A 15162-nucleotide genomic window follows, 5' to 3' on the forward strand; every position below is an offset into this window, starting at 1 on the left:
ATCTTTAGAAGGTTAGTTTAATATCAAATCCGACAGAAGATACGGGCGGCATTCCTCCATATTCTATACCTTGAGCATTTCCTGATGAAGAAGAAGCCTCCGGATCTATGCCTTTAGGAGTATTTTGATGAAGAATAGCCAAATTACGTCCTACCACAGCCAGTCGTAGACCACTAATCGGCAATTTCTTTAGGATAGACTTCGGAAGACTGTAAGCAACAGAGAGTTCACGGAATTTAATATAGGAAGCATCAAATACAGATCTTTCATCAAAACTAGCATAGCGGTTATTAGGTTTGACAAACAAGAGACAAGGCGTTCCGTCTTCAAAATAAGCGTCCGGATATTGATAACCGGAAGTTGCCTTCGCGCTACTCTCACCATAAATCACATTACTCAAATAATATCCTTCACGTCCTTCGGCAGATTCGGCAACAACACCGGCTGTTGTCGCTCTATTCCATGTTCCCGAATAAAGAGTTCCTCCAATACGTGCATCAAACAGGAAACTAACTGTAAAATTCTGGATTCTGAAATTGCTTCCAAAACTTCCCGTCCATTTCGGCTCGGCACAGCCTAAATATTGCGTATTATCCGTTACCAATATTTTACCTGAAGAATCGACTAATTTACGTCCCTGGTCATCACGTTTCCAAGCACGTCCCCGAATGACTCCATAAGGCATGCCTTCTTCCAACATGATACTGACATTACTTGATTTCAATAATTGCACATTAGGATTTCCGTCCACTACCTTAATCACTTCCGACCGATTACGCGCCCAGTTGATATTTGCATTCCATTCAAACAATTTGGTCTTGACGGGAGTAGCAGACAACACAACTTCCCATCCTTGATTACGTACATGACCTGTATTCAAGAATTTAAAACTATAACCACTAGGCACCGGCAAAGCGACTTTCGTTATCAAGTCATAGGCATCAGAACGATAATAAGTTACATCTACACCCAAACGATTATGGAAAAAGCGTAGATCAGCTCCAAGTTCCAAAGAACGGTTACGTTCCGGCAAAAGTTGATCATTATTTAAAGTTGTACTAATGGTTTGCAAAGGTGAACCATTATAAATGCTACCCAACTTATAGGTTTGATTAATCCGATATGGATCTGTGTCAGAACCGGCATAAGCAAAAGAAGCACGAATCTTACCGAACGACAAAATAGGTGATTTGATCTTAAATGCATCGGTAAAAATAAACGTAGCACCAAAAGAAGGATAAAAATAAGAGCAATTATCCAGTGGTAAAGTAGACGACCAGTCATTGCGGGCCGTTACATCTAAATAAACATAACTATTGTAACCTAATGACACCGAGCCGTAGGCAGAACGGATTATCTTCTTAGATTGCAGTTGAGTGGCACTAGGATACTCATTCGAGTTAGAAATATTCTTGAAATCAGGAACCAATATGCTATTCACGCTTTCCGTTCTTTTCTCCGAGTTGCGTTCATATCGGCTAATACCGGCAATGGCATTGACTGATATTTTATGAAATGTTTTATTATACATTAATAAAGCTTCAAAGTTAGTAGAAGTACTGTTATTGATCCAGTTCTTCATACCACCGTCCACATCACTACGTGCACCCAGATTAAAGAACTCCATTCCTTTCCACCAATAAGCATCCAGTCCGGCTTTACCTACCGCCTTCAAGCCCGGAAGTAATTTTACTTCCAGATTCATCGATCCGCTCACCCTGTCACGCGTGTCAGAGTTCGTATTTTCATAAATATTCCAATACGGATTATAACCACGTTCACCAATCGGAATCATTTCATTTCCATTTTCATCCTTATAATGTTTCAATACATCAATAGAAAGCGAACGGGGAAGAGTAACAAACGCATATATAGGATTCTTATCCGAACCATTCATATATTGACGGTTGTCTACCTTTTCATGTGAGTAAGTCATTTTAGAATCTAAAGTCATCCATTTGGTAATCGTATTCATCAACCGGAGATTGAATATATCTTTAAAGCTTTCATTGATACCGTGTACTACACTATTACCCTTACTTCTCGTATACGATACGCGATAATTATTCTTTTTCGAACCACCTTCCACAGCCAATGTATGCGTGTACCGATGGGCGGTTTCGTAGAAATCCTTCACATTGTCCGGATGTGAAGAATGAGTAGTAAGTACACCGTCATGTCCATAGATAACCTGATCCCACAAAGGCGCTCCCCAGCTACGCAATTTAGCACCTGCAGAAGAATTATAACCACTGAAATCCGGTAAATCTGTTTGTAACCTGTTACCATTAGGTTGAAGCGTCAATTTATGGTCAAGCAAATAAGAGTTCTCTCCCGTTCCCCAACCATTCTGATAATCTAAAAACTGGTTCACTTTTTCAAATTGAAAATTTCCGCTATAAGATACTTTTGTTTTTTCGAATGTGCTCGAACGTTTAGTTGTCACCAATACAACCCCCTGTGCTGCACGCGAACCATAAAGTGCAGCTGCATTGGGTCCCTTCAGGATTTCAATGCTTTCAATATCATCCGGATTGATATCCGCTACCGGATTACCAAGGTCGGTAGAACCTGTACCACCATCAACGGTCACACTTGTATCACCCGGTTCGTTTTCAATAATCATACCATCAATCACGAATACGGGCTGTGAGTTTTCAGTCAGTGAGCTTGTTCCGCGAATGACAATACGCGCACTACCATTGCTCGTTCCCGGAGGAGTAATGGTAACCCCCGCCACCTTACCGGAAAGAGAAGATATCAGATTGCCACTACTATTTTCTGCCAAGGCTTCCGCATTTACACTCTGCCGTGAATAATTAAGACTCTTAGCTTCACGCGTCACTCCGAAAGCGGTAACAACCACTTCATCAAGAGCCTTCGCCGTGCTGGCCAAAGATACATTGATATGAGTCAAACCGGTAATTTTAGCCGTTTTCGTCTCCATTCCGACATACGAAAATTTCAATTCTTGACATCCATTAGGCACATGAAGTGTAAACGTACCATTTATATCAGTAATTGTACCTACCGATTTAGCGTTCGTCTTACCATCCGGATCAACAGCTACCACCGTAGCTCCTATGATAGGCATTCCATCCGCAGCATCTGTCACTTTACCCGTTATACGCTTTCCTTGCGCATAACCCGATACACTTATTACTAAAAAGAATAAGAATAGGAAGTAGTTTTTCATAATACTTAATTATTAAATTAAAGAATACAGTATTGATTAATGCATTAAAGATGAACCAAAGATATTTTATGGTGATTAATATTAGATTAATATTCTCTTAATGGCGAGACTTTACAAAAAAAATATTTGTAGAAGATAGATTTTAAGGTTACATTAAGTTTTCATTAATCAAACTATCCTATATTTACAGCAAATCTAATTAAAACCATCGAAAAATAAAAAAATCTGTTTATGTACAAGAGAAAATTCATTCCGTTAGTACTGTTAATGATTTTAATCGTCAATGGATGCAGCAATAAGCAAGAGGTAGTGTTAACTCCGGTTGACTATGTAAATCCCTATATGGGGAATATCAGTCATTTGTTAGTTCCTACTTACCCAACTGTCCATCTTCCCAATAGTATGCTCCGCATCTATCCGGAAAGAGCAGATTACACCTCTGATAAAATAAAAGGCTTACCGGTCATTGTCACCTCGCATCGGGGAAAGTCTGCATTCAGCCTGTCTTTCTATCAGGGAGCAGAGAGCGGATTACAACCGGTATATTACTATTGTTATGATAATGAAGTGATAAAACCCTATTCCTATTCTTCCTATTTTGAAGAAGAAGAGGTTTCCACTAAATTCGCTCCTTCCCACCAGGCAGGAATCTATGAACTAAGTTTCCGGAAAAACGATGCTCCATATTTAATACTTAGTACCACCAATGGTGAGCTTAAAACTACGGAGAATACCATTTCCGGTTATCAGAACATAGATCATCAAACCAAAGTATATGTTTATATGGAGACTTCCGCACTGCCGGAAAAAACGATGACTGTCAGCAAAGAAGAAATAAATCACAGCCACACTGCCATAAAAGGCAAGAACGTGGGTATCGCTCTCTTATATTCAACAGATATAAAAACAATCAAAGTTCGCTACGGTATTTCCTTCATTGATGAAAAGCAAGCAAAAGCCAACCTACAGCGGGAAATAAAAGATTATGATGTAGAAAACCAGATGAACATTGCCAAAAACATCTGGAACCAAACATTAAGTAAAATCAAAGTGGAAGGAATAGACGAAAATGCAAAAGCAATATTCTATACTTCCCTCTACCGGACTTACGAACGGATGATTTGCCTTTCGGAAGACAACCGCTATTACAGTGCTTTCGACAATAGTATCCACAAAGATTCTGTCCCATTTTATACCGACGATTGGATTTGGGACACGTATAGAGCAGTCCACCCCTTACGTGTTATCATCGAACCACAAATGGAAGCTGACATGATTCAGTCTTTTATCAGAATGGCACAGCAAATGGAACATAACTGGATGCCTACATTTCCTGAAGTTACGGGAGACAGCCGTAGAATGAATTCCAATCACGGTGTAGCCACTGTTATTGATTCATATATAAAAGGAATCCGTAACTTTGATTTATCAGCTGCTTACGAAGCCTGCAAACTTGGTATTACAGAAAAAACGTTAGCCCCGTGGTCAGGCATAAAGGGAGGTGAAATCTCAAAATTCTATTGGGAAAACGGATATTTACCGGCATTGGCACCGGGAGAACAAGAAACAGCTGACGAAGTACACCCATTTGAAAAACGCCAACCGGTAGCCGTCACTCTAGGTACGTCTTACGATGAATGGTGCCTGGCACAAATAGCCAAACAACTTGGGTATGAGAAAGACTATAACTACTTTCTACAAGGGAGTAAAAACTATCGGAATATTTTCAATCCTGAAACAAAATTCTTCCATCCCAAAAATGCAAAAGGCGAATTCATAGAACCCTTTGATTATGCCACTGCCGGCGGATTAGGTGCTCGTGAAGCATACGGCGAGAATAACGGTTGGATATACCGATGGGATGTTCCCCATAATATTGCTGATTTAATTGAACTGATGGGAGGGAAAGAAGCATTCAGAAATAATCTTGAAACGATGTATAACACTCCATTGGGCGAAGCCAAATATGTATTTTATGCGCAATTACCGGATCATACGGGTAATGTAGGCCAATTTTCAATGGCTAATGAACCCAGTATGCACATTCCTTACCTGTACAATTATATAGGAGAACCTTGGAGAACTCAAAAAAGAGTAAGGACATTGCTCGATGAATGGTTTAGAAATGACCTGATGGGACTCCCGGGCGACGAAGATGGCGGAGGAATGTCAGCATTTGTAGTCTTCTCCATGCTAGGTTTCTATCCTATTACTCCTGGTTTGCCTATTTATGTCATCGGAACTCCTATGTTCGAAAGAGCAGTTATTGAAACAGGAGCCGGCAAATCATTCGAAGTCATTGCGCACAACTATTCGCCGACAAATAAATATATCCAATCAGCCAAATTAAATGGCAAAGATTGGAACCAGTCCTGGTTCGAACATAAAGAACTGATGAATGGCGGCAAACTGGAATTTACAATGGGAAACACTCCCAATAAGAATTGGGCGGCAGACAGCGTGCCCCCTTCTTTTGAAATGAATAAATAACAGAATATGAATAAAATATTATTTGTCCTTTTATCGCTTTTGACTTCTCTGCAATCATACTCCCAAGAGCAAAATGAAAAAGAAGTTTCATTTCTCTTGTTAGGAGATATACACTATGATTTACTGGAAGATCACGATATGGAATGGTTATCCACCAAACCGGATGATCTGCGCCAAGTTACCAAAGAATATTCAGTATTCACGAAAAATACATGGCCGGAATTCTCCCGGATAATCAGCAGGCAAGTTCAAAAACACCAGCCGTCAATAAAAGCCCTTCTGCAAATGGGGGACTTGTCAGAAGGATTGGCCGGTTCTCCACAAAAAGCAATACAGATGGCTAACAGTGCCTTTAAAGCTGTCAACAAAATGAATCTGAAAGTACCTTTCATTATGACTAAAGGTAATCATGATATCACAGGGCCAGGGGCTAAAGAAGCTTTTGAAAAAGTATACTTACCCAATATGGCAAGATTGGCAGGACATCCATCCTTACAGTCAGCCAATTACACTACTACTCTTGATGATGTATTATTTGTCTGTTATGATCCATGGGATCGGAATCCGGAAGGGCTACAACAATTAGAAAAGTCACTAGCCGGTTCGAAAGCAACTTACAAGTTTGTCATGTTACACGAGCCTGTGATTCCGGTAAATGAAAGATGCTGGCATGTATTCCGACAAGATAATGCCAAGAGGATGCAATTAGAATATTATACCGCATTTGGAGAAAAGCCATACGATACAGTCAACATATCCGAATTACTTACTTCTAATTAAAAACATATTAGCCATGAATGTAAAATTTAAAGCTCATTTATTTATTTTCTCCTTATTCTTTTGCTATAATCTATCAGCACAAGAAATCGTCAAAGGAGATTTTAAGAACGAAAATCCACAAAGTTCGTATGTTCCTTCATTTGACATGGATGCTACCGACAGACCAGTGAAGAATGTCATCTTAATGATAGGTGACGGCATGGGACTGGCACATATCTGTTCAGGAATGGATGCCAATCAAGGACAGCTTACTATCACTAATTTAAAAACATGCGGTTTTGTCAGAACGCAATCCGCCAACAAGTTTACAACAGATTCAGCTGCTTCCGGAACTGCTTACTCAACCGGAAAAAAAACTAAAAACGGAGCACTCGGAATGGATGAAAATAACCAAGTTATTCCCAACTTACCGGAGAAGTTATCCGGCTATGGCTACATTTCAGGAATCGTAACCACTGACAATCTCGACGGAGCTACTCCTGCTGCTTTCTTTGCTCACCAACCGGAACGTGGAATGTCTAAAGAAATTTGGGCAGATCTTCCTAACAGTAAGCTGACATTCTTTTCTGCCGGTAGTTATGAACTATTTGAAAAACAAGCACCAAACGTTCAAAAGGAAATCAAAAAAGAGTTTACCATCATAGAAGAACCGAATGACAAAGCCATCAAGAAATCTAAAAAACTGGGATATTTACCCACAAAGAGCAAAACGGCTTCTGTAAACGAAAACCGAGGAGATTTCCTTCCGTCTACCACCCAAATGGCTATTGACTATCTTTCGAGCAGGAGTACTAACGGTTTCTTCTTAATGGTAGAAGGTGCCCGAATAGATAAAAGTGCGCACAGTAATGATTATTCGGCAGTTGTCCGTGAAGTATTGGACTTTGACAAGGCGGTAGAAGCTGCTATCAGATTTGCAGAAAAAGATGGAAATACATTAGTGATTATTTCAGCTGATCATGAAACCGGAGCATTAGCTTTACGTGACGGAAACATAAAAGAAGGCAAAATGAAAGCAATGTTTGTATCTAAAGGACATACACCAATCATGGTTCCACTGTTTGCATACGGTCCACAATCCAAGCTTTTTGGCGGTGTTCAGGAAAACAGCGATGTTAGTAATAAAATTCTCCAATTACTCGCTAAATAAGATATAAAACAGATCTGTCATTCAAACTGAAATAAGAAAGAATTTTTTCTATATGCAAATAAGAAATTCTTTCTTATTTCTTTTCTGCCTGATAGACTCCAAAAATAATGCAACCTGCTCCCAATAATGTAATCCACGTGATTTTTTCGTGGAGAATGATAACCGAAGCTACCATAGTCACCAACGGATTGAGATAGATATAATTGGAGGCTCTAACGGTTCCCAACTGTTTCAATACCACATTCCAGAGGACATAACAAACCAAGGATGCCAGGACGGCCAAAAATAAGAGATTAGATAATACAACCGGTTTTAAAAGTACATCGAAATCAGGTTGTAACGAATGAAGAAGAAAGGCGGGAAGTATGGTTAATACTCCATAAAAGAATATTTTGCGGGTGATAAATACAGTGGGGTAACGCCCTGTCATTTTCTTTATCACCAAACTATAAAAAGCCCACGACAAGGCGGCAAGTAAAGTGAGCAAATCCCCTACCGGAGATAATTTGAGTACAAAACTACCGTTGAAGACCACCAGTCCCACCCCGATTAAAGCTAATATGGAACCATAAATCAAACCTTTGGTGGCTTTTTCACTCTTATAAAAGAGAAGGGAAAGAATGGTAGTAAGCAGGGGAGCTGTGCAAATGATGAAAGCGACATTGGATGCTTGCGTAATTCCCAAAGCTGTATTCTCTGTAAAGAAATAGAGTGAGCCACCGAAAAAACCTCCTGCCATCAACCAAAGTTCGTCTTTCCAATTACTCGTAAACAGACGTTTGGGGGAAATCACCCAAATGCCCAGATAAGCAATAAGAAAACGATAGAAGAATATCTCCTGAGGGGTCAGTCCGTGATTAATCAGTATTTTGGTTGATATAAAGGTCAGTCCCCAGATAGCAACTACAAGTATCGCAATCAGATGGTAATATCCATGCTTCAATTCCATAATGGTGGTGATGTTTGTTTAATAGAGTGCAAAGATAGCGAGAAGTTATGGAATGTTTGTTTGGAGAAGTAACAAAAAGCCCGTACCTTTGTTTATGTTCAAAGAAAGTTCCTAAAATAAGGTATAAGTTATGGAAAAATATATAGCACCGGACAGGAAACGTATCCCATACGGCATGATGAACTTTGCAGTAATCCGCCGCGACGACTGTTATTATGTAGACAAAACCCGGTTTATACCCATGATAGAAGAGGCGGACAAGTTTTTCTTCTTTATTCGTCCGCGCCGTTTCGGCAAAAGCCTCACAGTAAATATGTTGCAGCACTATTATGATATACTTGCCAAGGATAAGTTCGATGCCCTGTTTGGCGACCTTTATATCGGAAAGCACCCTACGCGCGATCGGAACAGCTATCTGGTACTATACCTCAACTTCTCCGGAATAGTAGGCGAACTACACAACTACCGCAAAGGACTGGACGCGCATTGCCAAACAATGTTCGACTATTTCTGTGATATTTACGCCGACTATCTCCCCAAAGGCATCAAGGAAGAACTCGACAAAAAAGAAGGAGCTGTCGAACAATTTGAATACCTGTTCACAGAATGTAATAAGACCAACCAACGTATTTACCTTTTTATTGACGAATACGACCATTTCACCAATGCCATCCTCTCGGATATAGAAAGCCTGCACCGCTATACGGACGAAACACATGGCGAAGGTTATCTGCGCGCCTTCTTCAATAAAATTAAAGCTGGAACTTATTCCAGTATCGAGCGTTGTTTCATTACCGGTGTAAGCCCCGTGACAATGGACGACCTCACAAGCGGTTTCAACATCGGAACCAACTACTCGCTCACACCGGAATTCAACGAGATGATAGGTTTCACGGAAGAAGAAGTGCGCCAAATGCTCACTTACTATTCCACCACCAGTCCATTCAACCACAGTGTGGACGAACTGATAGAAATAATGAAACCTTGGTATGACAACTACTGCTTTGCGGAAGAATGTTATGGTGAAACCACTATGTACAACTCTAACATGGTACTCTACTTCGTCAAGAATTATATTCAACGAGGCAAAGCCCCCCGGGATATGGTAGAAGACAATATCCGTATCGACTACGAAAAATTACGTATGCTCATCCGGAAGGACAAAGAGTTTGCCCATGATGCCTCCATCATACAGACATTAGTGAGCGAAGGCTACGTCACCGGAGAACTGAAAAAAGGTTTTCCTGCCATCAATATCACCAATCCCGACAACTTTGTGAGCCTACTCTACTATTTCGGTATGCTCACCATTAGCGGCACGTATAAAGGAAAGACCAAACTCACCATCCCTAATCAGGTAGTCCGCGAACAAATCTACACTTATCTGCTAAGTACCTATAACGAAGCCGAACTCAATTTCAGTAGTTACGAAAAGAACGAACTTGCCAGCACTCTTGCCTACGATGGCGACTGGAAAGCCTATTTCGGTTATATTGCCGACTGCCTGAAACGCTACACCTCCCAGCGTGACAAGCAGAAAGGTGAATTTTTTGTCCACGGCTTTACGCTTGCCATGACGGCACAAAACCGTTTCTACCGTCCCATTTCCGAACAGGACACACAGGCAGGCTATGTCGACATTTTCCTCTGTCCGCTACTGGATATCTATTCAGACATGAAGCACAGCTACATTGTGGAACTGAAATATGCCAAGTATAAAGACCCTGAAAACCGCGTGGAAGAACTGCGACTGGAAGCTATTGACCAAGCCAATCGCTATGCTGACACTGATACGGTGAAAAGAGCAGTAGGCACTACACAGCTTCATAAGATTGTGGTTGTGTACAAAGGAATGGATATGCCGATATGCGAAGAGATTTAATATGTGAAGAGGTTTAATACAAAAAGAAACTCGCATTACAAGCGCATTATGCAAAAAACAGATAGGCTGACAATATGAAAAGATCAATAAAACGTCTACCCAAACGCACGCAAGAAGAGTTGGCGGTGTTGCAAGAGCTGATATTGTCGAATCTTACGAATGTGCGTATGATTATCTTGTATGGAAGTTATGCACGAGGAAAATATGTCATCTGGGATGAAACATTCGACGGGTACGGGAGTACTTACTACCAAAGTGATTTGGATATTCTGGTGATATGTGATACGAAAGATGCTACTAATGCAGAGAGACATGCGCGCGAAGTTATCGTCCCCAAATATGATAAAAGAATGGAAGGAAAGCGGCATCCGGCTCCCCCTAGTATTATTGTAGAAAATCCGACGACCATTAATCGGGCTATGAGAAGGAAGCATTATTTCTTCTATGAGATTATAAAAGATGGTATTCTGTTGTATGACGATGGTACGTTTCAGATTGGCAAACCGGAGAAATTGCCGTTTCGGGAAATTAAGCAATATGCGGAAGAAGAATATGCAGAATGCTTCGACATGGGAGAATGTTTCCTAGATTCAGGACACACTGCTTACAAAAATGGTAATTTTAAATACGGTTCTTTCTTATTACATCAAGCCTGCGAGCGTTTCTACAAAACATTTACGCTTGTGTATAGCGGCTTTCGCCCTAAATCTCATGAATTGAAAGTGTTGGGAGCGATGGTTAAAAGCTGTTCACGAGAATTCGCAAATGTATTTCCAACCCATACTTTCGAAGATAATAAAGCCTTTGATAAATTATGCAGAGCATATGTCGAAGCGCGATATAACCGACTATTCACCGTTAGCAAAGAGCAATATGAGTATATGCTGGCACAAACAGAGGTGCTACACGAAGTTACTATTCGGGAATGTGCCGCACGCATGGCATATTACGATGAGATGATAGAAAAAGAAGAGAAAGACAAGATGTAAACCATATATTGTAAAATAATATATCAACCTTTTACATTCTCCTTCCATGTACGATTTGTTTTTCAAATATCTCCCTTTTAAAATAGCCAAAACAAGAGAAAAGAGGCTGTATTCCTCTTCGGGATACAGCCTAAATATCAAATTTATACATGAGTAACTATATACTTTATTTGGTCACTTTGTAAGTTCCACTTCCATAGTCCTTTGACTTCACCTCTCCGGGAAGGGTTACGGTAGCGGTAACACCCTTAGGAATGGTGAATTCCCAAATCCAAGTGTCACCTTCGTATTTCCAGGCACTCTTGATGAGTCCGGCGGCGGAACGGTATTCGGCAGTCACATGTCCCAGTCGCTTGTCTGGAATGGGCTTCATGATGATATGCTTAAAGCCGGGAGTGGCAGGATCGGCTGCGATGCCGGCAACGGTTTCCCAAATCCATTCACATACGCATCCATAGGCATAATGATTGAAGCTGTTCATGCCGCGCGGTCCCATTCCTTTGTCTATCATATAGCTGTTCCACCGTTCCCAGATGGTGGTGGCTCCATTGTCCACAGAATACAGCCAGCTTGGGTTCTTACGTTGAAAGAGGAGTTCATAGGCAATGTCTTCCATGCCATTCTCCGTGAGGGTGGCCATGAGAATGGATGTGCCCAAGAATCCGGTCTGCAAGCAAAGATCGTGCTGTGCGAAGTTTTCACGCAGGCGGTCTATCATCTTCGCTTTGGCTTCGCCTTCCACAAGCTGGTTCTTCAAGGCAAACAAGGCAGGAGTTTGCATGGTGTTGAGGATGGCGGTTTTGAAGGTGCCGTCTTCGTTGAGGAAGTTCTCCTTGATGTATGCCTTTGCCGAATCAGCCATTTGCTGGTACTTGGCAGCATCGCGACCGGTGGCGGCAGCCATATCCCGCATCATGAAAGCATCTATCACCCAGTAGGAAGCGCTCAAATAGTTCCAATAGCTGACGGCATCAGGAAGCGGACCTTGGGGAGAGAAAGCCAGTCCGCTACAACTTTCCAGCGGTTCGTAGCTCAACCAGTCAGCCCATTGGTAGTTGCCGTTCTCGCCGCAGAGGGTCTCGTGGTTATACTTGGTGTCGTTGATGTAGTTCATAAACAGGTCCATGGCGTTCCAGTTCTCCTCAATGATTTGCGTGTCATCGAATTGCTTCCATACCGTCCAGGGCACGATGATCCCGGCATCAGCCCAACCCAAACGCATTTTCTCATCACCGTATTGCGCCAAGGGAGCCACTCCGGGGAATCCGCCCAAACTGTTCTGTGTGTCGCGCATGTCACGCATCCACTTGTGAAAGAACTTCATGGTGTTAGCAAAGAACGTACCGGTTTCTGCAAACACTTGTGTGTCTGCTGTCCAGCCCAGACGCTCGTCGCGTTGCGGACAGTCGGTGGGTATGGACAGGTAGTTAGATAGCTGTCCCCAATAAGTGTTGGAGATGAGCTTGTTCACAAGGTCGTTGCCTGTGGTGATAGTGCCAGTCTCCAGTTCCTTTGCGATGGAAGTAACGGGGATGGACTTCAACGACTTGATGGCAACATTCCCAGTGGAAGTTATGGAGACATAGCGGTAACCGAAGAAGGTGCAGTGAGGATAATAGCCCACATAGTTATCTCCACCAGCAAAGGTGTAATCCAGACGGATACCGGTGTGAGGGATGCGCAGGTTTTCGCGATGGCAGCTTCCTTCCGGACCGTCCATCCCACGAATCTTAGCGCCGTTGCCGTCATTGAGCAGCTCTGCAGGAAGGCAGGTCAGCACCGTTCCCTCGGCAGCTTTGAATACGAAAGAGGGTACGCCAGCACAATTTTGTCCGAAGTCCACCACTAACGTCTCTCCCGGACTTACGGTCATCTCCGTACCCGATGCAAACTCACAGGCGATAATTACCTTACCAAACTCATTCTCCTTTGCTCCTTCTACATTCTTCCAAACGTATGCTTTGACAGGAGCGAGGGCGAGATCAGTACGCAGATAGACTTCCGCTCCGTCCGAAGGCAGGATATCGCCGGAGAATTCGGTGTTCTCTTCGGGTATGGAGAGTTTGTCCACACATTCGAAGCCCATCGGTTCGCGTGCATCGTACTCTTCTCCGTCAAAGATACCGGCATGTTTCACCGGGCCGGCAATTCCAGCTTTCCAGTTTTTAAGGTCAGTACCGTAACGCTTTTTGGTTCCGTCAGAAAAAGTTAGTTCCAGTACACCACGGAAGGCACATTTCTTGCCTATCATGCCGTCATATCCTCCAGGGGTTATGATTTTGTCAGCCCACCATCCCGGCGTCACCTGTACGGAGAGCATATTCTCGGCGTTTGGCTTAGTACGGATGATGTCTGTAATATCATAGGTGAAAGAACGTTTGGTCTTGGCATAGTGCGTGAAGCCCGGTTTCAGAAATTCCTCGCCTACGGGTTTCCCATTCACATACAACTCGTAAACTCCCAGTCCAGCGGTCATCCACTTGGCAGAGACAATTTTCTGTTCGTTTTTCACGGTGGACACGAACCAACTCGCACCATCGGCTGCGCGACCGTTGTTATGTCCTTTCACTACAGGGGCGTCTACTGCGGAAATCCATTGAGAGTCGTTCCAGGCTGATGCTTCCAATGCGTCAGTACGTTTTCCGACTTCGGTTGCGTTTATCAGTCCGCTATTCGAGAAAAGCGCGAGAATCATTATCGGGATAAGATTCGCAAAACAATGAAGATTCATTTTCATACTTATATGTATTTTTTAGTATTAAAAGATTAACTTGGAAATGCTGTTTTAGTTTTACAGGGCTTGCACAACAAAATTACAGAATTATATGATATGACAGACGATTTCTGCATTTTTTTTGACTCAATGATGGTTTCTATTCAACCCGGAACTGACTCATAAGTCCGATCTGATTGAACAGACGACAGGAGTTTTGTACATTGAGTGATCGATAATCGAGCAAAACAATGATATATTGTAAAATAATATAATCAATACGATCATTCAGTATATTGTATAAATTATTTATTAAAGAAGAAAAGAAGATGCCGGTTATTCATTGTAATCATTCTTTCTTCTTTACACGAAAGCCTCGAAATCGAATAAACTCTATTCAAGTTTTTAATAAATAACGAAGAGGTTTATTATAAACGGTATCCAAGTTTATTATAAACTCTTTTTTGATACTTTCAATACCTAACATAGAATTATTGCAACAAAAATGGGCAAGAACCTTCACAGTTTCTTGCCCATTCGTTATCCTCGTTATGCAATTCGCATATTAACCTATTGAACTTTATGTAATAAAATTTATATATTTCATTGTTATTTCTCTATTATTATTGACCTCAAATATACAAAATAAAAAGAAGAAAGTCAATAGGGAAAGCTTATTTGTATCATACTTTGACCTTTAATATTGAATGTTAGCCTGTATTTGAAAGAAAAACTGTAATCATCTATTGTATACTATTCAATAAATCTACCTTTCCTTCATTAACCAACTTCAAAATCAACTCACCGAAAAGAGTATTCTGCCAGGCAAACCATGCACGGGTAAATTTCTTCGGATTATCCTTATGGAAAGATTCGTGCATAAAGCCGGTGTCAGCATCCGTGTCCATCAACATCTTAATGCAAGTCTTGATTTCGGCATCATTCTGACTTGTGAAAGCCTTCATCATAATACTCATCGGCCACACCATATCGTAACCGATATGCGGTCCGCC

9 protein-coding genes are annotated in these 15162 nt (G+C 41.6%); 5 read left to right on the top strand and 4 right to left on the bottom strand.

The features are described from left to right. Nucleotides 1-4: 4 nt before the first annotated feature. On the bottom strand, nucleotides 5-3196 hold the full coding sequence (locus DW862_RS20535; RefSeq protein ID WP_120070144.1) for a SusC/RagA family TonB-linked outer membrane protein: 3192 nt from the start codon (nucleotides 3194-3196) through the stop codon (nucleotides 5-7). A gap of 231 nt (nucleotides 3197-3427) precedes the next feature. Between DW862_RS20535 and DW862_RS20540 the strand changes: the two genes are divergently transcribed. From DW862_RS20540 to DW862_RS20550, 3 genes are read left to right on the top strand one after another with little or no spacing between them, the layout of a single operon-like run. After that, complete coding sequence (locus DW862_RS20540; protein ID WP_120070147.1) at nucleotides 3428-5686, top strand: GH92 family glycosyl hydrolase; 2259 nt, start codon at nucleotides 3428-3430, stop codon at nucleotides 5684-5686. Between the two features lie 6 nt (nucleotides 5687-5692). Further along, entirely contained in the window at nucleotides 5693-6466 is a 774-nt protein-coding gene (locus DW862_RS20545; protein WP_117685246.1) for a metallophosphoesterase, read from the top strand. Between the two features lie 13 nt (nucleotides 6467-6479). After that, a complete protein-coding gene (locus tag DW862_RS20550) occupies nucleotides 6480-7616 on the top strand; it encodes an alkaline phosphatase (RefSeq protein ID WP_117685247.1) in 1137 nt (378 codons plus the stop codon). Nucleotides 7617-7689: 73 nt separating this feature from the next. Here DW862_RS20550 and DW862_RS20555 read toward each other — a convergent pair whose 3' ends face one another. Continuing rightward, complete coding sequence (locus DW862_RS20555) at nucleotides 7690-8565, bottom strand: DMT family transporter (RefSeq protein WP_117685249.1); 876 nt, start codon at nucleotides 8563-8565, stop codon at nucleotides 7690-7692. A 130-nt stretch (nucleotides 8566-8695) separates the two neighbouring features. On the opposite strand from DW862_RS20555, the gene DW862_RS20560 reads away from it, so the two are divergent. Both DW862_RS20560 and DW862_RS20565 read left to right on the top strand, forming a co-directional pair. Then, nucleotides 8696-10447, top strand: coding sequence for an AAA family ATPase (locus DW862_RS20560; RefSeq protein WP_117685251.1), 1752 nt, complete (start codon nucleotides 8696-8698; stop codon nucleotides 10445-10447). A gap of 74 nt (nucleotides 10448-10521) precedes the next feature. Continuing rightward, nucleotides 10522-11436, top strand: a complete 915-nt coding sequence (locus DW862_RS20565) for a HEPN domain-containing protein (RefSeq protein WP_117685253.1) — start codon at nucleotides 10522-10524, stop codon at nucleotides 11434-11436. Between the two features lie 166 nt (nucleotides 11437-11602). On the opposite strand, the gene DW862_RS20570 is transcribed toward DW862_RS20565, so the two are convergent. Continuing rightward, nucleotides 11603-14173, bottom strand: a complete 2571-nt coding sequence (locus tag DW862_RS20570; protein WP_120070151.1) for a family 78 glycoside hydrolase catalytic domain — start codon at nucleotides 14171-14173, stop codon at nucleotides 11603-11605. 719 nt (nucleotides 14174-14892) lie between these two features. Then, nucleotides 14893-15162, bottom strand: a 270-nt coding sequence (locus DW862_RS20575) for a glycoside hydrolase family 125 protein (protein WP_120070155.1), incomplete at its 5' end; no start/stop codon positions are given.

The sequence above is a fragment of the Bacteroides sp. AM37-9 genome (assembly GCF_003603455.1).
In the GTDB taxonomy this organism is placed as follows: Bacteria; Bacteroidota; Bacteroidia; order Bacteroidales; family Bacteroidaceae; genus Bacteroides; species Bacteroides xylanisolvens.